The organism is Arthrobacter sp. 05T47 (genome assembly GCF_056395825.1).
The window spans coordinates 221,998-246,352 of sequence record NZ_JBFTKG010000001.1; the positions used below are offsets into that span (position 1 = coordinate 221,998).

20 protein-coding genes are annotated in these 24,355 nt (G+C 65.6%); 7 read left to right on the plus strand and 13 right to left on the minus strand.

Going from position 1 to position 24,355, the window contains the following annotated elements; translation table 11 throughout:
• Window positions 1-109: 109 nt before the first annotated feature.
• The 6 genes from AC1DEY_RS00990 to AC1DEY_RS01015 all read right to left on the minus strand — a co-directional run bounded on the left by AC1DEY_RS00990 (window position 110) and on the right by AC1DEY_RS01015 (window position 7,749).
• Window positions 110-865 carry an SDR family NAD(P)-dependent oxidoreductase gene (locus AC1DEY_RS00990; RefSeq protein ID WP_476866365.1) on the minus strand — a complete coding sequence of 252 codons (756 nt, stop codon included), beginning with the start codon at window positions 863-865 and terminating at the stop codon, window positions 110-112.
• Between the two features lie 27 nt (window positions 866-892).
• Window positions 893-2,671 (minus strand): D-apionate lactonase family protein, encoded by a 1,779-nt coding sequence (locus AC1DEY_RS00995; protein WP_476866366.1) that lies wholly within the window; start codon window positions 2,669-2,671, stop codon window positions 893-895.
• Window positions 2,672-2,756: 85 nt separating this feature from the next.
• On the minus strand, window positions 2,757-4,511 hold the full coding sequence (locus AC1DEY_RS01000) for a DUF5605 domain-containing protein (RefSeq protein ID WP_476866367.1): 1,755 nt from the start codon (window positions 4,509-4,511) through the stop codon (window positions 2,757-2,759).
• 43 nt (window positions 4,512-4,554) lie between these two features.
• On the minus strand, window positions 4,555-5,439 hold the full coding sequence (locus AC1DEY_RS01005; RefSeq protein WP_476866368.1) for a carbohydrate ABC transporter permease: 885 nt from the start codon (window positions 5,437-5,439) through the stop codon (window positions 4,555-4,557).
• Window positions 5,439-6,407 (minus strand): carbohydrate ABC transporter permease, encoded by a 969-nt coding sequence (locus AC1DEY_RS01010; protein ID WP_476866369.1) that lies wholly within the window; start codon window positions 6,405-6,407, stop codon window positions 5,439-5,441. The genes AC1DEY_RS01005 and AC1DEY_RS01010 overlap by 1 nt, the downstream gene beginning before the upstream one ends.
• A gap of 85 nt (window positions 6,408-6,492) precedes the next feature.
• Window positions 6,493-7,749: an ABC transporter substrate-binding protein gene (locus tag AC1DEY_RS01015; RefSeq protein ID WP_476866370.1), complete on the minus strand. Its 1,257-nt coding sequence runs from the start codon at window positions 7,747-7,749 to the stop codon at window positions 6,493-6,495.
• A 300-nt stretch (window positions 7,750-8,049) separates the two neighbouring features.
• Here AC1DEY_RS01015 and AC1DEY_RS01020 point away from each other — a divergent pair, with 300 nt between their 5' ends.
• The gene (locus tag AC1DEY_RS01020) at window positions 8,050-9,099 is read left to right on the plus strand and encodes a LacI family DNA-binding transcriptional regulator (RefSeq protein WP_476866371.1); all 1,050 of its coding nucleotides are present in this window, start codon (window positions 8,050-8,052) and stop codon (window positions 9,097-9,099) included.
• Window positions 9,100-9,288: 189 nt separating this feature from the next.
• On the opposite strand, the gene ppsA is transcribed toward AC1DEY_RS01020, so the two are convergent.
• Window positions 9,289-11,730 (minus strand): phosphoenolpyruvate synthase, encoded by a 2,442-nt coding sequence (ppsA, locus tag AC1DEY_RS01025; RefSeq protein WP_476866372.1) that lies wholly within the window; start codon window positions 11,728-11,730, stop codon window positions 9,289-9,291.
• Between the two features lie 152 nt (window positions 11,731-11,882).
• The gene (locus AC1DEY_RS01030; protein WP_476866373.1) at window positions 11,883-12,701 is read right to left on the minus strand and encodes a pyruvate, water dikinase regulatory protein; all 819 of its coding nucleotides are present in this window, start codon (window positions 12,699-12,701) and stop codon (window positions 11,883-11,885) included.
• Between the two features lie 134 nt (window positions 12,702-12,835).
• Here AC1DEY_RS01030 and AC1DEY_RS01035 point away from each other — a divergent pair, with 134 nt between their 5' ends.
• Window positions 12,836-13,174, plus strand: coding sequence for a hypothetical protein (locus tag AC1DEY_RS01035; RefSeq protein WP_441408431.1), 339 nt, complete (start codon window positions 12,836-12,838; stop codon window positions 13,172-13,174).
• 57 nt (window positions 13,175-13,231) lie between these two features.
• A complete protein-coding gene (locus tag AC1DEY_RS01040) occupies window positions 13,232-14,740 on the plus strand; it encodes an MFS transporter (RefSeq protein WP_476866374.1) in 1,509 nt (502 codons plus the stop codon).
• Window positions 14,741-14,792: 52 nt separating this feature from the next.
• On the opposite strand, the gene AC1DEY_RS01045 is transcribed toward AC1DEY_RS01040, so the two are convergent.
• Complete coding sequence (locus tag AC1DEY_RS01045; protein ID WP_476866375.1) at window positions 14,793-16,271, minus strand: protein adenylyltransferase SelO; 1,479 nt, start codon at window positions 16,269-16,271, stop codon at window positions 14,793-14,795.
• An 89-nt stretch (window positions 16,272-16,360) separates the two neighbouring features.
• Here AC1DEY_RS01045 and AC1DEY_RS01050 point away from each other — a divergent pair, with 89 nt between their 5' ends.
• A complete protein-coding gene (locus tag AC1DEY_RS01050) occupies window positions 16,361-16,684 on the plus strand; it encodes a hypothetical protein (RefSeq protein WP_441408428.1) in 324 nt (107 codons plus the stop codon).
• Between the two features lie 68 nt (window positions 16,685-16,752).
• Window positions 16,753-17,997 (plus strand): non-homologous end-joining DNA ligase, encoded by a 1,245-nt coding sequence (ligD, locus tag AC1DEY_RS01055; RefSeq protein ID WP_476866376.1) that lies wholly within the window; start codon window positions 16,753-16,755, stop codon window positions 17,995-17,997.
• A gap of 30 nt (window positions 17,998-18,027) precedes the next feature.
• On the opposite strand, the gene AC1DEY_RS01060 is transcribed toward ligD, so the two are convergent.
• Window positions 18,028-18,381 carry a cupin domain-containing protein gene (locus AC1DEY_RS01060; protein WP_476866377.1) on the minus strand — a complete coding sequence of 118 codons (354 nt, stop codon included), beginning with the start codon at window positions 18,379-18,381 and terminating at the stop codon, window positions 18,028-18,030.
• Window positions 18,382-18,424: 43 nt separating this feature from the next.
• On the minus strand, window positions 18,425-19,219 hold the full coding sequence (locus tag AC1DEY_RS01065) for a carbon-nitrogen hydrolase family protein (protein WP_476866378.1): 795 nt from the start codon (window positions 19,217-19,219) through the stop codon (window positions 18,425-18,427).
• A 32-nt stretch (window positions 19,220-19,251) separates the two neighbouring features.
• Here AC1DEY_RS01065 and AC1DEY_RS01070 point away from each other — a divergent pair, with 32 nt between their 5' ends.
• Complete coding sequence (locus AC1DEY_RS01070) at window positions 19,252-19,908, plus strand: GntR family transcriptional regulator (RefSeq protein WP_476866379.1); 657 nt, start codon at window positions 19,252-19,254, stop codon at window positions 19,906-19,908.
• Here AC1DEY_RS01070 and AC1DEY_RS01075 read toward each other — a convergent pair.
• On the minus strand, window positions 19,905-21,311 hold the full coding sequence (locus AC1DEY_RS01075; RefSeq protein WP_476866380.1) for an MFS transporter: 1,407 nt from the start codon (window positions 21,309-21,311) through the stop codon (window positions 19,905-19,907). The two genes, AC1DEY_RS01070 and AC1DEY_RS01075, sit on opposite strands and share 4 nt — an antisense overlap.
• Window positions 21,312-21,457: 146 nt before the next feature.
• Between AC1DEY_RS01075 and AC1DEY_RS01080 the strand changes: the two genes are divergently transcribed.
• On the plus strand, window positions 21,458-22,144 hold the full coding sequence (locus tag AC1DEY_RS01080; protein WP_476866381.1) for a DUF2848 domain-containing protein: 687 nt from the start codon (window positions 21,458-21,460) through the stop codon (window positions 22,142-22,144).
• A 155-nt stretch (window positions 22,145-22,299) separates the two neighbouring features.
• On the opposite strand, the gene AC1DEY_RS01085 is transcribed toward AC1DEY_RS01080, so the two are convergent.
• The gene (locus tag AC1DEY_RS01085) at window positions 22,300-24,231 is read right to left on the minus strand and encodes a glycoside hydrolase family 15 protein (RefSeq protein WP_476866382.1); all 1,932 of its coding nucleotides are present in this window, start codon (window positions 24,229-24,231) and stop codon (window positions 22,300-22,302) included.
• Window positions 24,232-24,355 lie beyond the last annotated feature (124 nt).

Below are 24,355 nucleotides of genomic sequence, written 5' to 3' on the forward strand. Positions count from 1 at the left end.
CGGGATCTTCTCTTTTCGGGTGTTCTTTGCTGACGGCATATCAACGTATATCAGGGGCTTTGTGTTCCCGGTTGCCCGCCGGCCACGTCAAAGTGCCGTCAGAGTGCCGTTAGAGTGCGGTCAGGCCGCCGTCGACGGTGAAGAGGCCGCCTGTGGCGTAGGCCGATTCGTCGCTGGCGAGGTAGACCATGATGCCTTCGACGTCGGCCGCGGTTCCCGCCCGTCCGAGCATGGTGGAGTCCACCAGGCCGGCGCGGCTGGCGGGGTCATCGGCGATGGTCTGCACGAGCGGGGTCTCCGTGTACCCGGGGACCACGGTGTTCACCCGGATGCCTTCTTTGGCGTAGTCCGCCGCGACGACGCGTGCCAGCCCGTGAACGCCGGCCTTGGAGCTGGAGTAGGCGGTGAATGTTTGCCCGCACGCGACCACGGCGGTGGGGCTGCCGGTGCAGATGATGGACCCGCCGCGGCCCTGGAGGGCCCTGACGGCATGCTTGAGGGTCAGGAATGCCCCGCGGTGGTTGATGGCGACGGTTTTTTCCCAGACCTCCAGGGACAGCTCGCCCACTTTCGCGTCCTGGCCGAAGAGCTGGACGCCGGCGTTGGCGACGACGATGTCCAGCGGGCCGCCGGAGGCGATGGTGGCGTAGGCGGTCTCGACGCTGTCCTCGTCGGAGATGTCAACGGGCAGTGCTTCAGCGAGCTGGCTGCCGGTGGCTGCGGCCGCTTTGTGGGCAGCTACGAGGTTGATGTCGGCGAAGTACACGCGGGCGCCTTCGGCGGTGAACCGCTGGGCCACGGCCAGTCCGATTCCTGATCCGGCGCCGGTGACGAGGGCGGTTTTGCCTGCAAGCCTGGTGGACATGGTGTTCCTCTTTTCGTGGTGGACGGGTCAGCCGAGCGGGCGGGTTGTTGCCGCCCAGGCGGGAAGGTTGAAGGTGAGCGTGGAGCCGTGTTCACGTCTGACTGCCACGCGAAGGGGTTCGGCCGTGAGGTTCGCGGCGCAGAGCAGCACGCCGGGTTCTGCCCTGACCGGGTAGAGCACCAGCCCGTGGACGTTGCCGTCGACTTCCAGGACGTCGGCACCGCGCAGGGCGGCAAGTGCCTTCAGAAGCTCGAAGGCAGGTGTCGGGGCGCCGTCGTCGGTGAGAAGGCCCCTGGGTCCGCTGATTTCGAAGTAGCTGAGGGATTCGACGCCGGGCAGTGTCAGCGCCGCGATGCTGCCCAGCAGCCAGGCGGCGGTGAACGTCTCTGCCTGCAGCGGGTCGGTGGTCATCGCCTCGGCGGTCCGGGGGTCCTCGGTTCCGTCCGTGGAGACGGCGTTGAAGCGGGCCTTGAGGGTCACCGGACCAATGTGCAGCGGCTTGCCGGATGCGATCCGGAGCGCGTTCAGCGCTGTCAGCCGCTGGATCGGCAGGCTTTCGACGACGTGGGGTACTTCGGTCGCGTGCATCTGCGGCGTGATGCTGTAGGTGACGGCGCCGGCGCCGCCGGGGAGGAGTTCCCGCCGCCGGTTGAGCTCGGTGAAGTGGGAGCGGGCGCCGGCGAGCAGTGTGCCGGGAAAACGACGGCGTTGCGCTTCGGCGTGCAGCTGCTCCCAGAGCTCGGGTTCTGGGACGTGCCCGTCGGAGCTGAACGCCCCGATCCTGGCCACGTTCTCCAGGGGCAGCAGATCCATCACGGGACCGATGTCCCCCGGGCCGGACGCGATAATCCGGACGTCCAGCGGGGTGGCAAGCACGGCGGCCTGCTGTGCTGCCTGCCTGATGAGGTCTGTGGCCGCGGCGGTGTCATCGCCGGGAACTTCGACAATCAGGGAGTCCAGGCCGGGCACTGTGGTGAGGTGCGCCGGTGACCGGGAAGTCGACGTTCCAAGGGCGGGAACCCGGCCCCGGGGGCGGGTGCGCACCGTGAGCACTTCAGGCATCGGCTCCGGCAGCGCTTCAGTTCCCAGGCTCGACGGTTCCGCCGTCCGTTCCGTCGACGGTTCTGCCAGCGGCCCTGCGGTGAGGCGGATGCCCTGGTGCACCCGGTCCCCGGCATGCACGGTGACCGGGAAGGGGCGGGACAGCGGGGTGCTGTAGGTCTTGAAGGACGCGTCAGTCCAGTTCCGCTGGTCTTCGGTTTCAAAGGTGTCGCCGCTGAATTCGAGCCGGAAGGCGGTGCCGCCGCGTTCCCAGTCCATCGCTGCGATGTTCAGGAAGGGCTGGTGCGGGCTGATGTCGGCGGGAAAGGCGCCGTTGGTGCGGGTCTGGTCCGGAGCAGTGATGCCTACGGCGCGGCCCGCGTCGTCGGGCCTGTGCAGGACCACCAGGCCGATGCGGTTGCTGCGGAAATCGCGGGGCGCGGTGCCGTCGAACGTGACCGCGAGTTCATTGCCGGCAGCCTGCAAGGTCAGCTCGGCACCGTATTCAGCGCCGAAACCGCTAAACCGGAGGGAGATACCGAGAGTCAGGGTGCCGGCGTCGTCGGTGGTCGTCACTGATTCGACGCTCGGTGAGAGGGTCCTCCAGTCGTGATCGCGGACAACGGGCCGGATGGCCCGGAGAACCGGGCGTCGCCGGTATTCGATGTCGGCCAGTTCGTCCCCCCGCAACTGCAGGCGCCAGGGGCCGGCTTCAATTGTCTGGGCGGGGGCGGAGAGCCGCGGGCCGTTCTCGGCGTGGATCACGTCTTTGCTTTCGGGTCGTCGGAGTGGTGTAGCCCGGGCGGGCCGGGGGTAGGAAAGTCCTGTCCCCCGGCCGTCCGGTGAGGCGTCAGGCCACGGCGCGCAGCCGGACGGCGACGTACTGCCGGCCGGGCAATTCTATGCGGAACCGCCCCGAGAACGTGCCGGGAAGGGTCTCCACCGTCATGTTCCAGGTGTCGATGACATCGACCTCGAACGTCAGGTCCTGCGGCTTGACGAACCGGCGGTAGGTGGGCTGGTTGAAGCCGAAGTAGATCAGCTCGTACTGGTCAGTGATGCCGGCGCTGGGGGCGTCCCAGTGTCCGGTAAGGGGCTCGAGGTGGCCATGGGGGCTTTCCTCAAGAATGCGGCGGAGGAATCCGATGCGGTCCGGGCTGGTGCCGTGCAGTTCCCCGCCCTTGGCCCACCAGAGGATGTCGTCCGGGCGCACATAGGTTTCGCCGTGGCCGACGTAGCCTCCGCGGACGGCACCTTCCCAGAAGCGGCGGGTCATTTCCTCGCCGGTGATGTTGCCCCAGCCCTGGTCGATGTTCCCCTCGTAGGCGCATTCGTCGATGACGATCGGTTTGCCGTACTGCTCGCGCCATTCGGTGGTCATTTCGGCGGTCTTGTAGATGTCACGCCGCTGGATGCTGCAGTGCGTGACCCAGGGGCGGGAGTGGTCGTAGAACTCCCGGCAGTTGTGGATGGAGAGCAGGTGCTTGTTCGGGTCGTTCTCCTGCACGATGGTTGCGAAGCGTTCCCAGTCCTCGGTGGTCTTTTCGAACATGAGGTCGTATTCGTTGGCCAGCGACCACCAGATGTTCCGGTGCGAGGCCAGCCGGGCGGTGACGTACTTGACGTAGAGGTCGTCCGCCGCGGCGTTCATCGTGGAGAAGCCCCACCGGTCGTAGGCGTGGAAGAGGATCAGGTCGGCCTCGATGCCGAGGTCCTCGAGCTGGCTGATGCGCCGTTCCAAGTGCCGGTAAAAGACGGGGTTCGGCCGGGTGTGGTCGAAGCCTTCCTCGACGGATCCTTCGTACGGGTAGATCCCGGGTTCGTTTTCGTTGAACAGGTACGACTTGGGGAAGACACACATGCGCATCTTGTTGAACGGCCCGTCCGTCAGGGACCGCAGGGTCCCCTCCTCGAGGGCGTCGCCCTGATGGGTCCAAACGTAGGAGGTGGTGCCGATGGGCAGGTAGGGGGTGCCGTCGTCGTAGGCGAAGTGGAACGTGTCGGCCACGCGGACCACGCCGCGGGAATCCGGCGACGCTGCCGCAGCCGTAAAGGTTCCCGTGATGGCGTCCAGGGACGCGGCGTTGCTTCGGGTGGCGAAGGACCACTCCCCCTCGGCCGGGACGAGCAGGCGGATGCGGTAGGTCCCGTCGCCGTCGTAGAAACCGGGAATCGTGAGGCTCCCGACGTCGGAGGTGAACTCGGCGGCCAGGTCCACGTCCGTGAACGGGTTGCCGTGGAAGGGTCCCTCCAGGGTGATCTCGTACCGCTGCCATTTCCGGCCCTTGGCCGCGAAGTCGGCGCGGGCGCTGCCGCGTTCCACCGAGTCCGGCTCGTAGCCGGCCCCCGGTTCATTGTTCCGGGCGGAACGGTCCGGTGCGGGTGAGGGTTCCAGGGCCTCGATCTTTGCCAGGATTTCGGCCTTCCGGGCGGGGTCCTTGCGCAGGGATTCCTCGGTGCCAAGAATGAGGCCCAGCTGGTAGTGGTACAGGGTGTGCAGCAGCGGGTTGGCCGCCAGCTCGGGAACGTGGTGGGCCAGGATGTCGTGTCCGGCGGGGTCGCGCATGACCTCGAAGAGCGGAGTCGTAGCGGTAAAGGTAGCCATGATGGCCTTTCTGCGGTGAAAGTTGTGCAAAACGTACGGCGGGTCAGCCCTTGACGGCGCCGCTGAACATGCCCTCGACGAAGTAGCGCTGGAACAGCAGGTAGACGATCATGACGGGCAGGATCGACATGATGGTGAAGGCGTTCAGCGGGCCGTAGGAGCTGGTGAACTGGGACTGGAAGCCCTGGATGGCCAGCGGTATGGTCTGGGCCCCCTGGTCCTGGAGGACGACGAGGGCGATGGCGTATTCGTTCCAGGTGGCGACGAAGTCCAGGATGAACAGCGCGGCCAGTGCAGGCTTGGACAGCGGGAGGATGATCTGCCAGAACAGCCGCCAGTTGCCGCCGCCGTCCACGCGGACGCTCTCGTCGATTTCCTTCGGGATGGCGCTGAAGAAGCCGTGCAGGATGAAGATCTGGATGGGCAGGCCGAATCCGATGTACGGGAGGATCACACCGACCGGGCTGTTGAGCAGGCCCAGGTCCAGGATGATCTTGAACAGCGGGCCCAGGGCGACCTGGATCGGGACCATGGAGCCCAGGGCGAAGGCCCCCAGGATCAGTTTGCTGTGCCTGAAACGGATGCGGGACAGGCCGAACGCGGCGGCGGCGGAGAACAGCAGGCCCAGGGGGACCTTGATCGCCGCGATGAGCAGGCTGTTGCCGCCGGCGGTGAGGAGATTGCCGGTCTGCATGGCTTCGGCGTAGTTGGCCCACTCGGCTGAGGTGGGCAGGGAGAACGCGGACGTGGAGAAAATTGCCGATTCCGACTTCAGGGACGTGAACATCACGAAAATCAGGGGCATCGCCCAGATGACCATGGTCACGGCCAGGGCGATCCATAGACCCACCCTGACGTAGTCGACGTTGCGGCGTGGACGGGATGTCCCGTCGGCGTGCTTTGCGCGCCCGAGAGTGAGGGTGCTCATCAGTCTTCGTCTCCTTTGGTGGACCAGATCAGGTAGGGGATGACAAGGACGAGGGTGATGGCCAGCAGCACCGTGGCCACCGCATTGCCCATGCCGAAGTCGTGCTGCAGGAAGGACTTGGAGTAGGACCACAGAGCCAGCACCTGCGAGGACTGCGCCGGGCCGCCGCCGGTCATGCCCACCACGAGGTCAAAGACCTTGATGGAGTGCACGATGGTCAGCACAAGAACGACGACGACTGTCGGGCGCAGCGCGGGGAACGTGACGTGGCGGAAGACCTTCCAGCTGTTGGCACCGTCCAGGCGTGCCGATTCGACAAGTTCCTTGGACACGCCTTGCAGGCCGGCCAGGAAGAGGACCATGTTCAGGCCGGCGATCTGCCAGACGAAAGCGGCGAAGATGGCGTAGATGGCCACTTTGGGGTCGCTCAGGAAGGTGACGCCTGAGCCGTCACCGAGGTGCCAGGCTTTGGCGAGCTCGGAGAAGACGCCATAGTTCGGGTTGTACATCCAGCGCCACATGTTCGCAATCGCGATCGGGGCCAGGACGCCCGGGATGTAGAAGACGGAGCGGAAGAGGTTCCGGCCAAAGATGGGGCGGTTCAGGGACAGGGCCATCACCAGGCCGAGGGTGGTCGGAATGATCAGTGACAGCAGCACCCAGACGATGGTGTTCTGCATGGCTGTCCAGAACACCGGGTCCTGGGTGAACAACCGGACATAGTTCTGGAACCCGACGAACACCTGTGGGTCAGTGGTGAAGCCTGACCATTTGAACAGGCTCAGGCGCACTGCGGTGATCATCGGGCCGATGACGAAGACAACATATGCGGCCAGGGCGGGGGCAAGGAACGGCAGGGCTGCGATGAAACCACCGCTGGCAATGCGCTTCAGGAGGGGCTTCTTCGGAGGCTGCCGGGGAGCGGGCACCGGGGGCGCTTCGAGGCGCGTGGCTATGAGCTTGGACAAGAGAGGTCGCCTTTGATCTTTGTTTCGGTCAGGGTGCCCAAGGGTGGGACCGCCGGGACACGCGGTCCCACCCTTCGGCGAGGATCTAGTTGCTCGAATCCAGGAACTTCTGGAACTCGGCGCCGGCATTGGCCGGGTCCAGGCTGCCGGTGGCAACCAGGTTCTGGATCCGCCAGTACTCAGTGGTCTGGGACTGGCTGAGGTTCTGATCGTTGTTCATGTACAGGCCCTTGGCGTTCTGGAAGATACCGTCCCAGGACTTGCTCAGCTCGTCAGTTGCCGAGGACTTGACCTCCTTGTTCACCGACTGCGTCGAGAACGTACCCAGGGTCTCCTTCTGGACCGGTGTTGACATCATGAAGTCCAGGAACTTGGCTGCAGCGTCCTTGTGCTTGCTGTCCTTGGTGACGTACATGGCCTGCTCGAAGCCGTACATCCGGCCTGTGCCGGTCGGGAGGGGGAACACGCCGAAGTCCTCAACCTTGGCATTGTCCTTGATGCTGGCGTTGAACCAGTCACCCTCAAGGGCCATGGCGGCCTTGCCGTTGTAGAACAGGGCGGACGATTCGTCATTGTTGATGCCGATGAAGCCGGGATTCAGGTAGTCCTTGGACCACTTTTGGAGATTGGTGAAGGACTTGGTGACGCACTCCTCCTGGCCCCAGTTGGCCTGCTTGGTGACGAGCTTGTCAAAGGTTGCCGAGCCGCAGTAGCCCTCGAGGAACGTGTCCAGGAGGCGCATGACATGCCAGTTGACGGTGCCGCCAAATTCAATCGGGGTGATGCCTGCGTCCTTGAGCTTGGCCGCGGCGTCGTTGAGTTCGTCGATGGTGGTCGGCAGCGCCGTGATTCCGGCCTTCGCGAACAAGGCCTTGTTGTAGTACATGGCCTCGCCGTTGAGCTTCCACGGCACACCGTTGAAACCGTCGTACTGCTTCGCGGGCCCGAGGGCAGCCTCGGTGAAGCGGTCCGGCCATTTGTACTGGGTGTACTCGCTGGTGAGGTCGGCGCTGGCGCCGTTCTTCACCAGCTCACCGCCGAGGCCCGGACCTGCCCAGTAGTCGTAGATGTCTGGCGCCGCTGAAGTTCCGATTGCTGTCCGCAAAGAGTCCTTGTGCGCGTCAACGGCGCGGGCGGTCTTCTTGATCGTGATGTCCGGATTTGCCGCTTCGAAATCCTTGATGATCTTGTCCTGGGCGGCCACCGCAGTCGGAGCAGACAGGTTGATCACCCACCAGTTCAGCTCGGTTTTGCCGGAAGCAGAGGGGCCGGAGCCGGCGCCACAGCCGGCGAGTACGGCAACGGCGGTAAGAGCAACAGCGCCCTTGGCAAGCAAACGCATCGTCGCGTCCTTTCGTAGGTTTAGTTGAGGGTGCCTTCGTCACGGATGCGTCAGCCGAAGCGTCCTAAGAACTCCCGCGGGTGTGATCTGGCCCATAGCGAGTATGTGGGTTTACGATAACCCAAGTCAACCGGTTGACCAATTATTCGAAAAAAGACGACTTTGCGGAGCGCCGTCCCCCACCCTGCAAGTGGGTGATCGTAAACTTACTTTGGATGGTGTTATCCGCAGGCTGTCCGTCGCCGCGGATGACGTGGACAATAGCCTGCGGCCCAGGATCGGCGGGCGCACACAGACGGCATGAGGGGTGGAGAATTGGCGAAAGCAAGGATCGCGGCACGGCCCAGCATGGCTGACGTCGCCAAGCTGGCCAACGTCTCAACCCAGACAGTGTCACGCTATTTCACCGGTGTGGGCTACGTTCGGGCGGAGACGCGCGAGCGGATTACCGCTGCCATCGACGAGCTGGGATATGTGCCAAATCAATCCGCCCGCACTCTTCGCACCAGCAGGACTAACTCCGTAGGCGTGTTGGCCTTGGGGGCCTTCAACTACGGGAGCGCAAATGTGCTCACCGGATTGGGGCTTGCGGCCCGCGAGGCCGATGTCACGCTCACTATCGCCCAGCTTGATCTCGACTTCGAAGCCAAGAACTGGGAAGTGGAGGCGCGGCGAGCCCTCGCCCACTTCAAGTCGGTACAGGTTGACGGAATTGTGGTGTCAACCCCGCTGCCGGGCGTCGACAAACTGCTCAACAACTGGGACCCAACAACGCCCTTGATCACGGTTTCGGAGCTTCCGTCGGCGAACGAAGGCTCCGCCGGCACCCACTCGCACGCTGCCGGCTGGGACGCGACACGCCACCTCATCGACTTGGGACACCGGGACATCCTGCATGTCGCCGGCCCTTCAACCCGCAATGAGGCCCAGGAGCGTGAGCGCGGCTATCGCGATGCCATGCAGAGCGCCGGACTGAGCCCGCAGGTGCTCGATGCCGCGAAGGACTGGTCCTCCGTTTCTGGATATCGCGCCGGCGAATTAGCCGATCCCGCCACGTTCACGGCTGTCTTCGCCAGCAACGACGAGATTGCGCTCGGCTTCATGAGCGCCCTGGAAAGACGCGGCATCCGGGCACCCCGGGACTATTCAATCGTGGGCGTTGACGACATGCCGGCGGCTGCCTACTACTCGCCTCCGTTGACCACCATGCGGCTTGATTTCCGGGCGCTGGGCATCGCAACCTTCAAGATGCTCCACCACCAGATCCTCACCGGAGAACCCGCCCAGCACCACGTCGTCGAGCCCGAACTCGTGGTTCGCGAGTCGACGTCGCGCATCGCACGGCCCTGAATATTGACGGTGGTCAGCTCACCGACGACACAGTCGGTTGACCGCATGGCCTCGACCAGGTCAAGGAAGCGCTCGAAGGCCAGGCCCTCTGCCCTAGGGCCGCGCCGCCCGACGGGCAGCACGGACTGGAACTCATGGTCCGTGCTGCCCGTCGGGCGTCTTACGTGTCCTTGCCTGGTCGCCGCGCTGTCAGTTCGCTGCGGTTCCCGCGGCGGCGCCGACCCCTGCTTCGACGGCCGCGCCGCCTGTCGCGCCGACTGTCCCTCCGGCAAGGCGCAGCCAGGTATCCACCACGGTGTCAGGGTTCAAGGAGACCGAATCGATGCCTTCTTCGACGAGCCACTCGGCGAAGTCCGCGTGGTCGCTCGGACCCTGGCCGCAGATGCCAACATATTTTCCGCGCGCCTTGCAGGCCTTGATGGCCATGCTCAGGAGCTTCTTGACCGCGGGGTCGCGTTCGTCGAAGCCGCCGGAGACGATCGCGGAGTCCCGGTCCAGGCCCAGGGCCAGCTGGGTCATGTCGTTGGAGCCGATGGAGAATCCGTCGAAGTAGTCCAGGAACTCGTCGGCGAGCAGGGCGTTGGACGGGATCTCACACATCATGATCACCTCGAGGCCGTTCTCGCCCCGGGTCAGGCCGTTCTCCCCCAGCAGGTCAATGACGCCGCGGGCCTCGTCCAGGGTGCGCACGAACGGGATCATCAGCTTGACGTTGGTCAGCCCCATCTCGTTGCGGACGAAGGACAGGGCCTCGCATTCGAGGTCGAAGCAGTCCCGGAAGGACGGCTCCAGGTACCGTGAGGCGCCGCGGAAGCCGAGCATCGGGTTCTCTTCGTGCGGCTCGTACGCGGGTCCGCCGATCAGGTTGGCGTATTCGTTGGACTTGAAGTCGGACATGCGCACAATCACCGGTTCCGGCGCGAAGGCCGCCGCGATGGTGGCCACGCCTTCGGCCAGGCGCTTGATGTAGTACTCGCGCGGGCTGTCGTACGCGGCGATCCGCTCCCGGATGTCCGCCGCGACGTCCGCCGGCTGCTCGTCCAGGTTCAGCAGCGCTTTGGGGTGGATGCCGATCTGGCGGTTGATGATGAATTCGAGCCGGGCCAGGCCCACGCCGTGGTTGGGCAGCTGCGCGAAGGTGAAGGCCTGCTCCGGGGTACCGACATTCATCATGACCTTGACCGGAGCCTCGGGGAGCTGGGTGATCTCGGTTTCCTCGATGCTGAAGTCCAGGAGCCCCTGGTAGATCACGCCGGTCTCGCCGTCGGCGCAGGACACGGTCACCTCGAGGCCGTCAGAGAGGACATCCGTGGCGTCCCCGGTGCCGACGACGGCGGGAATCCCCAGTTCCCGGGCAATGATGGCCGCGTGGCAGGTTCGTCCGCCGCGGTTGGTCACGATGGCGGAGGCACGCTTCATGATCGGTTCCCAGTCCGGGTCGGTCATGTCGGCGACGAGGACATCGCCGGTCTTGAAGGCGGCCATCTGGTCGATCGCGGTGAGGATGCGCACGCTGCCGGCGCCGATGCGCTGGCCGATGGCGCGGCCCTCGACCAGCACCGGGCCGGTCCCGTTGAGGCGGAAACGGCTCAGGCTGCCGGAGGCCCGGCGGGACTGGACGGTCTCCGGGCGGGCCTGCAGGATGTAAAGGCCGCCGTCGATCCCGTCCTTGCCCCATTCGATGTCCATGGGGCGGCCGTAGTGGTTCTCGATGGCGACGGCGTGCCGGGCGAGCTGCTCGACGTCGTCGTCGTTGAGGCTGAAGCGGTTCCTCAACGAGGCCTCCACCGGCACGAAGTCAATGGTGCGGCCGATTTCCTGGCTGGCCGTGTAGGTCATCTGGAGGGCTTTCTCCCCCAGCCCGCGCTTGAGGATGGCGGGCCGGCCGGCCTGCAGCGCCGGCTTGTAGACGTAGAACTCGTCGGGGTTGACGGCACCCTGGACCACGGCCTCGCCCAGGCCGTAGGAGGACGTGACGAACACGGCGTCCTGGAACCCGGACTCGGTGTCCATGGTGAACATGACGCCGGAGGCGCCGACGTCGGAGCGCACCATCCGCTGGATGCCGGCAGAGAGTGCCACCTCGGCGTGTTCGAACTGGTGGTGCACGCGGTAAGCGATGGCCCGGTCGTTGTAGAGGGACGCGAACACGTCCTTGATGGCGAGCAGGATGTTCTCGATGCCGCGGATGTTCAGGAAGGTTTCCTGCTGCCCGGCGAAGGAGGCGTCGGGCAGGTCTTCCGCCGTGGCGCTGGAACGGACAGCCCAGGAGAGGTCTTCGGAGCCGCCGTGCTTTTCCACCAGCTGCTGGTAGGCATTCCGGATCTGCGCCTCAAAGTCCGGCAGGAAGGGCGTCTCGCGCATCAGGGTTCGGATTTCCTGGCCGGCCGAGGCGAGGGCCGTCACGTCGTCGGTGTCCAGGCCCACCAGACGGTCGGCGATCTTCTGGTCGAGCCCGGAATCTGCCAGGAAGTTGCGGTAGGCATCCGCGGTGGTGGCGAAGCCGTCCGGGACCTGGACGCCGGCAGAGGTCAAATTCTGCACCATTTCACCGAGGGAGGCATTCTTTCCGCCCACCCGGTCCAGGTCCTTGAGTCCGAGTTCTGAGAACCACAGGATGTCTGTCGTCATTAGTTGCTGCTCCTTTGCAGATGATGGCATGCAGATGCGCCGCCCCGCTCGCGGCGATAACCGGTCGGTGGGCGCGAATCCTGTCCACAGTGACAGGTCTCCGGCGACCTTTCCATATGACGTGCGCCACACCGGGATTGTGAAAATTTTCCCTAATGTTTGAGGTTCATGCGCTGCAGGATGGTGGCGGCCATTTCCTCCACGGAAACCGTGGCTGAATTCAGGTACGGAATCCGGTGGGAGACGTACAACTGCTCGGCGCTGCGCAGCTCGAAGCCGCACTGCCGCAGCGACGCGTAGGACGAGCCGCGGCGCCGTTCGGTGCGGATCTGGCTCAGGCGCAGGGGGTTGGAGGAGAGGCCGAAACATTTCTCAACGAAAGGCCTCAGCGGCTTGGGCAGGCCCTCCCGCTGAAAGTCCTCGTCCACCAGCGGGAAATTCGCGGCGAAGATGCCGTGTTGCAGGGCCAAATACATGGTGGTCGGCGTTTTGCCGCAACGGGACGGTGCCACCAGGATGACCTGGGCCTTTTCAAGCGCGCGCAGGCTCTGGCCGTCGTCGTGCTCCATGGCGTACTCGACGGCGGCCATCCGGGATTGATACCGTTCCGCATTGCCCAGGCCATGGGCCCTCCCGGGTTCGCCGCTGGCCGGTGAGCCCAGGGCCTGCTCCAACTGCCCGACATGCGTGCCGATGAGATCCACGACGATTCCCTTACACGTCGCCAGGACCTGGCGGACATCGCTGCTGACGGCCGTGGAAAAAACGATCGGCCGCGGGCCGGCGGCGACCAGTTTGTCAATGGTGCCGACCACGGTGCTGGCCTGCTCGGCGGTGGTGATGAACGGGACCGTGATGCGGTCAAAATGGTTCGCGGGGAACTGCGTCAACAATGTGTTGCCGAGCGTTTCCGCGGTGATGCCGGTGCTGTCCGAAAGGAAATAGACAGGCCGAAGAGCGTCATTGGTCATGAACGCATTCTCCACCAAAGGCGGCAGCCGCCAGGCATCGGAGTGCCGGCGGGTCCTTACCCGGGCTCCGGACCCAGACGTAGACTGCTCGCGTACGGCGGCACCAACACCACCAACTTTCGCAGGAGATGTTCATGAGCTATGAAGGCACCGGTAACGAGAAGGCCGTCGCGGCAAGCGACCTTAACCGCACCCACGTCGGGCTGACCGTCAGCTTCCAGCCGGACGAATTTACCGTGGTCTTCGGCCGGATCGGCGCCATTGCGCGCAAGGAGGGCGGCGTGACCATCGCACTTGCAGGGGTGGACGGAACGGGTGGCCTGCCTTCCCACTTCAGCCTTCCTCCCGCCCAGCACGTCTACGTCCAGCCGGACATGCTCACCAACACGGAGTCGACCATCAAGGATTTGTTCGGCAAGGTGCAGGAGAACCTGCGGAGCCACAAGGGCGATCAGCGGCCCGACGGCGTCTAGGGAAAGCTTCTCGACCGGGCGTCGACCGTCCCGGCGCCGGTCAGTACACTGGGACGCATGACCGAGCAGGAACCGGGCCCGCCCGGAGCCGCTGCGGCTCCCCACGGAAGCGCGGGCCTCCCCGAGGACACGGCCGCCCCGTCCATTCCGGCCGAGGCCGGCGGGGCGCTGCGCCTGGACGATCCCGACGCCGTCGTCACGTCGTTGCGCAGTCCGGCGGAGCGGTCCCGCACTTTCGTTGGGATCCTGGTGAACACCGCCCTCGCCAACATCACCACCAGCTACCTGTGGTTCGCCCTGACGTTCTGGGTGTACCTGCAGACGCGCAATGTGATCGCCACCGGGGTGATCGGCGGCGCATACATGCTGTTGATCGCCCTTTCCAGCATCAGCTTCGGCACTTTCGTGGACCGGTACCGCAAGCTGGCCGTGATGCGATTCGCCGCAGGCTTCACGCTGGTGATGTTCCTGCTGTCCGGGGTCATGTTCCTCCTGACACCCACGGCCTGGCTGCTGGACCTGGCACAGCCCTGGTTCTGGGTCTTCACCCTGGTCATCCTGGTCGGTGCAGTCGTGGAGAACATGCGCAACATTGCCCTCTCCACCACGGTCACCATCCTCATCGAGCCGGACCGGCGGGCCAACGCCAACGGGCTGGTAGGCATGGTGCAGGGATTGATGTTCATCATCACCTCCGTGCTCTCCGGGCTGTCAGTCGGGCTGATCGGCATGGGTTGGACGATCGTGGTCGCGCTGGTTCTCACGGCCCTGGCCTTCGCGCACCTGCTCACCCTGCGCATACCCGAGGAGGTGCGCGCGGCCGCTACGGACGCACAAGGCGGATTCGACCTGCGCGGCTCCCTTGCCGCCGTGCTGGCCATTTCGGGATTGTTCGCGCTGATCGTGTTCTCCACATTCAACAACTTCATCGGCGGCGTCTACATGGCGTTGATGGACCCCTACGGCCTGGAAATGTTTCCCGTGGAGCTGTGGGGAGCCTACTTCGCGCTGGGCGCCACGGGGTTCATCGTAGGCGGCGCTCTGATCGGCAAGTTCGGTCTCGGGTCGAACCCGTTGCGCACCATGCTCATCGCGGTGATCGCGATGGGGGTCCTCGGGGCGGTGTTTACGCTGCGGGAGTGGGCCTGGCTGTACATCGCCGGCATCTGGCTGTACCTGGTCCTGGTGCCTTTCGTCGAGGCCGCCGAGCAGACCATCATCCAGAAGGTGGTGCCCCTGCCCCGGCAGGGCCGCGTGTTCGGATTCGCCATGGCGTTCGAATCGGCGGCAGCACCGATCACCGCGTTCCTCATCGCGCCGATCGCACAGTTTTGGATCATCCCGTACGCACGGTCCGCCGAGGGCTCCGCCCAGCTGGCCCCGCTGCTGGGCGAGGGCACTTCGCGGGGCATTGCCCTGGTGTTCCTGATAGCCGGGCTCATCATGATCGCGGCCGCGCTGCTGGCCTTCCTGACGCCGGTCTACCGCCGGGTCTCCGCGTCGTATGGGCGGACTGCTGCAGTGGCGCCGGCGACGGCGGACACCGACGCCGCGCCCTCTGGGTGAACGAGTCCATTCGACGCGTCTACATGCCCAAGCGCAACCTGCCCTTGGCGGCTCAGGTTCCGCAGAAGGTGCGGTAGGGGCCGAAGCTTTCCGGGGCGGCTGAGGCGTAATGCTCCAGACCGGGCCGCTCGTCGAAGGGTGAGGCTAGGGCGTCCATCAGCCGTTCCAGCGGACCCAGGTTTCCGCCGGTAGCGGCGGCCAGGGCCTCCTCTGCCAGGTGGTTCCGCGGGATATACACGGGGTTGACCCGGTCCATGGCGTCGGCATCCGGTCCCAGGGCGCGCCAGCGCGTCACCCAGGCATCGAACCGTGCCGTATCCAGAACGCCGGTGCCCAGAATCTGGCTCCGCGCAGGTTCATCCTGGCCGCGGGCGGCTTTGCCCAGGTGCCGGAAAAACGATGTGTAGTCCGCGCGCGACTCCTGCAACAAGGCCACGAGTTCTTCCACCAATGGCGAGGTCACGTCGTCGTCGAGCCCTTCACGGAACCCCAGCTTTGCCTTCATGCCGGCCGACCAGGCTTCACTGTACTGCCGGCGGAACCCGCTGAGTGCCTCCACAGCGAGGCCCACTGCCTGCTCCTGGTCGTCGTGGAGCAGGGGCAGGAGAGCCTCCGCGAGCCGGGCAAGGTTCCACTCCGCCACCAGCGGCTGATTGCGGTAGGCGTAGCGTCCGGTCTCGTCTATCGAACTGAAGACGGCCGCGGGGTCGAAGCCTTCCATGAAGGCGCACGGCCCGTAGTCCAGGGTTTCGCCCGAGATCGTCATGTTGTCGGTGTTCATGACCCCGTGAACGAACCCCACGAGCATCCACTGGGCCACCAGGGAAGCCTGGGCTGATATGACCGCCTGGAAGAGTGCGAGATATCGGTTTTCCGCCTCGGCGGCGGCCTGGTAGTGCCGGGCCAGCGCGTAGTCGGCGAGCCGGCGCAGTAGGCCGATGTCGTCCGTGGACCGGGCGTACTGGAAGCTGCCCACGCGCAGGTGGCTGGTGGCAAGCCGGGTAAGAACGGCGCCGGGCAGGAGCGTCTCGCGCTGCACCGGACGCCCCGTCGCGACGACGGCGAGGGATCGTGTGGTGGGGATATTCAGCGCGTGCATCGCCTCGCTCACGATGTATTCGCGCACCATGGGACCGACCACTGCCTGGCCGTCGCCGTTCCGCGCAAACGGCGTGCGTCCCGATCCTTTGAGATGGACGTCGCGAAGCTGCCCGTCCGCGTGCCCGATCTCGCCGAGCAGGAGGGCGCGCCCGTCGCCGAGACGGGGCGCGTACCAGCCAAACTGGTGGCCGGCGTAGGCCTGCGCCACCGGGCTGGCCTCCGCAGGGATGGCGTTGCCGATCAGCAGGCGCAGACCCTCAGGACTCCGGAGAAAGGCCGGATCGAGGCCGAGCTCGGTGGCGAGATGCTCGTTGAGGACCAGAAGGCGCGGGTCGGGAGCCTCCTCCGCGCGCCAAGGAATGGCCATCTCCTTGAACTCCCGCGCGAAGCGGTCATCAAATGTGACGGTCGGATGCGCGATGCCACTCATCTTTCAAGGATACGGGCGAGGCTGTCAGTAGCCGGCCCGCAGGCATAATCTACGACTGAACGCTTTCTTCCAACGCCGGGGAGCTCATCATGGACAACGAATTCGCTGATGTCATCGACCACGACGTCACCACCATCACCTGTGTGTGCGGCAATACCGTGAGCACCGAGGGATTGATCCAGGCGAACTCACAGGGCGTCCCCGTTCACATCGGCGGAAACACGCCGGTGCCCGCGGGTCTGGCAGCGTGGCCCGAGGACGAGGATCTCTACACCCTGTGTCCGGCGTGCGGCCGCGTTTACCATGACGTGGTCATCGAAGAGACGGGGACCGCGCCGGTCGCTTTCCGGGTGGATATCGCTGCCGGACCGATCGCAGAGGCCATCCGTGTCCACTGGGACCTCAGCACCTAGCCCCGTGACGGTTTCCAGGATCAGCAGGCGCTCTGGCTGGGGCATCCGATCGTTGCTAGCGTGACGGAATGAACTCGTCGAAGACCCCCGCCGAGATCCTCACCATTGACGGCAACGAGGTCCGCATCTCGAGTCCGGACAAGGTGGTGTTTCCCGGGCCCGGGCTGACCAAGCTCGACCTGGTTCGCTACTACCTCGCCGTCGCCGATGGTGCGCTGCGGGGCGCCGGCGGACGGCCGATGGTGCTCAAGCGGTTCCCGAAGGGGATCGGCGCTGAGCCGTTCTTCCAGAAGCGCGTGCCGGAAAACCACCCCGACTTCATCCACACGACGACCCTTCATTATGCGTCGGGGACATCAGCCGAAGAAGCCGTGATCCGGGATGCCGCGGGCCTGGCATGGGTGGTGAATCTTGGCTGCCTGGACCTCAACCCGCATCCCGTGCGCGCCGAGGACCTCGAGCACCCTGACGAGCTCCGGGTCGACCTCGACCCGATGCCGGGGGTCGACTGGGCGCAGATCGTCGACGTCGCCTATGTCGCCCGGGAGGTGCTCGACGACGTGGGACTGGTGGGCTGGCCGAAGACGAGCGGTTCGCGGGGACTCCACATCCTGGTGCGCATCGCGCCCCGGTGGTCCTACCGGGACCTGCGGCTCGCCGCAGAGACCCTCGCCCGCGAGATCGAGAACCGCGCTCCGGGCCTCGCCACCGCGCGGTGGTGGAAGGAGGAGCGCGGCGAGAGTGTGTTCGTCGACTTCAACCAGAACGCCAAGGACCGCACCGTGGCATCGGCGTACTCAATCAGGCCCCTGCCCGACGCCCGGGTCTCGACTCCGCTCACCTGGGACGAGGTTGCCTCCGCCCGGCCGGAACAATTCACGGTTCCCACGGTGCTTGAACGCTTCGCAGCCATGGGTGACCCCCACGCCGGCATCGACGACGCCGTGGGGACCCTCGACAGGCTCATCACCTTGGCTGCCGAGCTGGGCCCCGCCGAAAAGCCCCCGCGCGGCGGCGACGGCTCGGGCCGCCGGCAATCGGTCATGCCGCTCATCGAGGTGGCACGCACCAAGACCAAGCCCGAGGCTCTCGCCGCGCTCGAGGACTGGAAGACCCGGCATGCGGAGCTCATTCCGGCCCTGCATCCCGCCGACATACTCGTCGACGGAATGCGAGGCTCGAGTTCGCTTTGGTACCGGGTGCGGGTGAACCTGCAGCATGTGGCCGAAGATGAGCGTCCTCCACAGGAGGAGCTCATCGCTGACTACGACCCGTGGGCGGGCAAACAGTGGCCGGGGCGCCCCGGGTCCTGACACCCCATCCCCTGGCAGCCGTGCTCCGGATTACGAGGCGGCGTCGTGTGGGTGCCGGATGACCACCAGCATGCTGCAGCCCGGTTCGCTTCGATACGGTCCGTGTTTCATCCCGGGCGGACGGCACGCATACATCCCGGCGGTGAAGGTTTGGCCAAGTCCCAGGTCGGTCAATTCTCCGGTAAGGATCATGACCTCTTCCCAGTACTCATGAGTGATGGTTTCCGGAGCAGTGGCGGCACCAGCCTCATAGCGCTGCAGAAGCGTTGCATCCCCGCTGCCAAGGTCCTGCGCCAGCATCCGATCCCAGATGCCGCTGCTCTTGGGTCCCGACGGGCGCCAGTCACCGGCCGGTTCATGGAATTCCTGTTCCTGCTTGCTCAATGTTCTCGCCCCTCAGTCGTGACCGGTCTGTCAGGATGCTTGTTTAGAGGGCGCGCGCGTTGGCCAGCACCGGCAGTTTGGCGCGGACGGCCGCTACTTCGGATAGGTCGACGTCGATCACGGCCAGTTGCGGTTCGCGGCCGAGGGTGACCAGTGGGGTGCCGAGCGGCGACACCACTGCGCTGTACCCGATGCCGGTGGGTGCGGAATTCACCTGCTCCTGGCCGATGCTGGCGGGATCTCCCTGTCCGCACGCCACAACGAACGTGGTGCTGTCCACCGCGCGGGCGCGAACCAGCAGATCCCACTGCTCCGCCTTCCCTTCACCGGATCCCCAGGACGCGCAGACAATGTTGAGCTGCGCCCCGGCCCTGGCGTTGGCACTGAAAAGGGCGGGGAAGCGCACGTCGTAGCAGGTGGCCAGGCCGATGACCGTCCCGTTGACCTCAAACGTCACGGGCGACGTGCCGGCGTCGACCGAATCCGACTCCGCGAAGCCGAAGGCGTCAAAGAGGTGGATCTTGTCGTAGGACGTGTTGATGTCCGGGCCGGTCACCAGCAAGGTGTTCCGCACGCGGCCGTCCCGCCCGGGGGTGAACATGCCGGCCACTATCGTGAGCCCCAGCTCTGCGGCGATTCCGCGGACGGCGGTGGCCCACGGGCCGTCGAGGGGCTCGGCAACCTCGGCAAGGGGATTCCCGAACGCGCGCATGGCAGCTTCCGGGAAGACTGCGAGCTCGGCGCCCGCGGCCTGGGCGCGGGTGGCGTAGTCTCGGATCTGCTCCAGGTTGGCTGCCGGATCCGCGCCTGTGATGATTTGGGCGAGTGCTATGCGCATGGTTTTACTCCAGTTTGTTGTATACCTAATGTATGCGGAAAATTTCGGGGCCGGCCTCCTCAGGCCGGGAAAAGGCCTACGCGTATTTGCGTGAGAACGTTTTGACCGACCCGGACGTGCAGGGAAAGTTCCTCAACGAACAGGAACTCGCGGCCGACATTGGCGTCTCCCGCACGCCCGTGCGTGAGGCGTTGCTGTTGCTGGTCGCCGACGGCCTGGTGGAGCTGATCCCCCAGCGCGGGGCCTACGTGCCGGTGGTCACCGGCCGGGAAGTCTCCGAACTGATGGAACTCCGCGGCGTCCTCGAGCGCCATGCGGCCGGGCTGGTCATCGCCGAGGGAAAGGTTCCTGCCGTTCAGATGCAGGAGACCCTGGCCCTTCAGGCGGCCCTGCCGGACACCCTCGAACCCGAGTCTGTCAGGGAGTTCATTCGTCTGGACACGCTGTTCCATCAGCAGCTCATCGACGCCGCGGGCAATGCGCTGATCTCCCGGACCTACAGCAAGCTCCACGTCCGGCAGATCCTGGTGGGAATCTCCGCCCTGTTCGGTACCAGCGGCCGCCGGCACGACGTCTGCGCCGAACACCAGGGCATCCTGGATGCCCTGGTGTCCGGCGACGCCGCCAGGGCGGAGCAGGCGATTGAACATCATCTGGCTGTCACGCGGGACATCCTGCTCCGCAGCTAGCTGTTGGCACCGACGGTGGTTCCATCGACACCGACCGCCGGGCGGTCGGTGGAGGAACCCTCGAGGAGCAACTTGTAGTCGTCATCTTCGGTGGTGTTGGCGTTCCGGCCCAGGGACAGCCCGATCAGCGTCACGACGGCGGCGACGGCCACGTAGATCGCCACCGGAACCCAGGTGCCGAACTGCGAGAGCAGCAGGGTGAACATCAGGGGCGCGATGGCGCCGCCGATCACACCGGCGAACGTGTAGGCCAGTGAACTGCCGGTGGAGCGCAGCCGGGGCGAGAACTGCTCCACAATGAAGGCGGCCTGAGGGCCGTACATGAACGAGTGCGCCATCAGGCCAAACACAATGCCGATGATCAGCATCGGCTCGTTCTTACCGCCCAGGATACCGAAGAAGACGAACGTCCAGGCCGCTCCCACCACCGCGGCGATGCCATAGACCAGGCGGCGGTTGATCCGGTCGGAGACGGCGCCGGCCAGGGGAATCATGAACAGCTGAAAAGCGGACCCGATGAGGACCGCGGTGAGCACCTGGTTCCGCTGGTAGCCGAGGACCTGGATGCCGTAGGTGAGGGTGAAGACAGTGAACAGGGCGTAGAGGACGTCCGGTCCCACGCGGCAGAGGACGGCGGCGATCAGCGGGCGCAGTTCCTTGCTGAAGACCTCGCGGATGGGGGCATCAGGCTGCTGGCCGTGCGCTTCGATTGCCTTGAAGATGGGCGTGTCCTCGAGCTTGAGGCGGATCCACAGACCAAATCCAACGAGCAGCGCCGACAGGAGGAAGGCGATGCGCCAGCCATAGCTGATGAACTGTTCCTCCGTGAGCGCCAGGGTCAGGATGGCGAGGGCACCGTTGGCCAGCAGGTTACCGGCGGGCGGACCCACCTGGGCGGCCGAAGCCCAGAAACCGCGGCGCCGCGGATCTCCGTACTCGCTGGAGAGCAGGACGGCCCCACCCCATTCGCCGCCGACGCCCACACCCTGTGCGAAGCGGAGCAGCACCAGAATGATGGGGGCCGCAATGCCGATGGTGGCGTAGCCCGGCAGCACGCCAATCAGTACGGTTGCGACGCCGATGATCATCAGGGTCGCGACAAGGACCTTCTTGCGCCCGATGCGGTCTCCGAGACGGCCGAAGACGATTCCGCCCACGGGGCGGGAAATGTAGCCCACGGCATAGGTCGAGAACGCCAGGATCGTCCCGGTCAGCGGATCTGACGACGGGAAAAAGACGATCGGGAACACGACGGCGGCCGCGGCTGAGTAGACCGCGAAGTCGTACCACTCGAGCGCCGTGCCGGTGAGGCTGGCGGCAAAGGCCTTGTAGAGGCCCTGGGGTCGGATGGGCGCCTCCGGGCGCGCTGCCGCGCCGGATGCCTGTACGGGAGCATTGGCCATAATTGTCCTCCACGAGATTTCGAAGTGATGCCTGTCACGCTGGCATTAAATGTATACATTACGCATACTAGATGTACATTGGCGACTGTTTACGGTTTCCGGTTTGTAAATTTCTCACCGTCCCACCACACGAAGGAAGTACTGACATGGCTACGCTCAGCTTCGAACTCCCCGACGGCAGCACCCGAAACGTGGAGGTCGCCCACCTGCTCAATGCCGGCTACGCAGGCCGCGAGCAGGATGAGGTGCAGGCCCACATCGAAGAACTTGCCCTGCTTGGCGTCCCCGGGCCCACCACCACCCCGGCGCTGTATCCCGTGTCGCCCTACCTTGCGCAGCAGGCCACCGAAGTCCGGGTGCAGCATGGCCGGACATCGGGGGAAGCCGAGTGGGCGCTGGTGATCACCGAGGACGATGTACTGCTGACGGTCGCCTGCGACCACACTGACCGCGACCTCGAGGTCCACGGGGTGGCCTGGAGCAAGAACGCCAGCCCTGACGTGCTGGGCCGCAAAGCCTGGCGGCTTGATGACGTGCGCGGCCACCTGGACCGGATCACGCTGAAGGGGTGGGTCGGCGAGGGAGATAAGGCTGACACGCTGATCCAGGACAGCACCCTGGGGGCCTTGCTGACCCCGGACTACTGGCTGGACGTCCTTTCGGAGCGCGGCCTGAATCAGCCAGGCACTGTCCTGATTTCCGGCACGGTGGCCATGACGCATGGTGTGGACCAGTTTGCCCGCAGCTGGAAGGTGGAGATGACCGATCCGGTCACCGACTACTCGATCGAAGCGGCCTACATCGTGGAACAAATGGCGGAACCCATCGGCTGACCGCTGTTCCTCGGAGGGGCATTCGCCGCAGATGCTGACGCGGATGCCCCACCGGGGACGATTCAGGGGAACCACCGAACTGCTCCCCCGGGCTGGCGCAGACTATGCAGTCAGGTGTTGCGGTGTCAGGTGTTGCGGGGTCAGGTGTTGCGGGGTCAGGTGTTGCGGTGGGCCGGGGCGAACTGCGCCGCGCGGTTGGTCTCCTCGGCGCGGATAACGTGCACGAGCGCGTTGATGAGGGCCAGGTGGGTGAATGCCTGTGGGAAGTTGCCGAGGTGGCGGCCGCTCACCGGATCCAGCTCCTCAGCGTAGAGGCCCAAAGGACTGGCGAGGGACAGCAGGCGCTCGCACAGTGCCTTGGCGCGCTCCAGTTCTCCGATCTCGACGAGGGCTGAAACAAGCCAGAATGAGCAGGTCGTGAAGGTCCCCTCGTCGCCGGCGAGTCCGTCGTCGGTCTGCTCCGGGCGGTAGCGCAGCACCAGCCCGTCCCGGGTGAGTTCAGAGGCGATGGCCAGGACAGTGGCGCGCACCCGTGGATCATTGGCGGGCAGGAACCGGACCAGCGGGACAAGCAGAAGCGAGGCATCGAGGTTCCTCGTGCCGTAGGACTGGACGAACACACCGCGGTCATCCACACCATGGCGGCAGATGTCCTCATGGATCTCCTCGGCGAGGGTGTCCCACTTCTTGGCGTAGTCAGGCTGACCGTGCAGGCGCGCCAGCCGGGCACCACGATCCAGGGCGACCCAGCACATGAGCTTGGAGGAGGTGAAGTGCACCGGCTCGCCTCGGACCTCCCAGATGCCGTGGTCGGGGTCCCGCCAGTGGGCGGCGGCCTCCTCGACCTGGCGGAGGAGGACGGGCCAGAGCGGCTCGGGGAGCTGGTCTCGGGATTTGGCGTGGAGGTAGACGGAGTCCAGCATGGTGCCCCAGACGTCGAGCTGCCGCTGGCGGGCGGCGGCGTTGCCGATCCGGACCGGGCGGGCGCCGTCGTAGCCGCCGAGTTCCTCGACAGTTGTCTCGGGAAGGTCCCTTTCGCCGTCGATGCCGTACATGATCTGCAGACCATCCTCGGCGGCGACGTCGCGGATGAACGCAAAGAAGTCATCGGCTTCCCGGTCCAGGCCGAGGGTGTACAGGGCCCAGAGCGCGAACGTGGAATCGCGCACCCACGTATACCGATAGTCCCAGTTCCGCTCTCCCCCGGGCGTCTCGGGCAAGGACGTGGTGGGCGCCGCCACCAGGGCTCCAGTCGGCGCATAGGTGAGGCCCTTCAACGTCAGCGCGCTGCGCTGCAGGGCCTCCCGCCACGGGTGGTCGGGGAATTCGCCGCCGGTAATCCATTGCCTCCAGAACTCGGTGGTTTGCCATTGCTTGCGCGTGGCTTCCTCCCACGTCCGAGGCGGGGGCAGCGAACCCCACGACAGCGCGAAAAAAGCCTGCTCGCCCTCGGTCATCCGGCAGCGGATGACCGCAATGGAGTCTTCGATGCCCAGCCGGCGGTCGGTAGTGAGCCGCAGCACGGGATCCCCCTCATCGCCGCCGACGCTCACCACCTCCCCGTATCCGGGGCTGGAGAACTCCCACCTTGCCCGGCGCCGGCCGTAGCCGAAGACCGGCTCGCACAGCACGGACAGCTCGACTGCACCGTTGACGCAACGGACGGTGCGCAGCAGGCAATGCTCGGCCTCGTAGTTCGTCGGCGGGCGGCGGTAACGGCTGGCCCGCTGTTCGGTGTGATGCCACGGACCCATCACCAGGGCATCCCTCACGATCAGCCAGCCCGTACCGGTCTGCCAGGTGGTCTCCAGGATCAGGCTGCCGGGGAGGTAGCGGCGCGCCGTGGGCTCCCGGACGCCGTACGGCGCCACCTTGAAGCCACCCGCGGCGCGGTCGAGCATAGTGGAGAAAACGCTCGGTGAGTCGTGTCGCGGCACGCACATCCACTCGACCTGCCCGCTCGAAGCGATCAGGCAATTGGCCTCACAGTCAGACAAAAACCCATAGTCGGCGATCGGCGGGAACGGACTCGTGCCTGCCCCGGGCCGCCGCCTCCCATGGTCTCCTGATCCGGCGTCGATCCTCACAACCCCAGTATGGTCCCACTGCCTGGAAGCGGGAATCCTGGCAGAGCCGGTTGGATGATAAGAACGTTGCTCCGCCTCGCCCCGGGAATCGCTTTCCCGCCGTTGGTAGTCTTTAGCCGGCTAT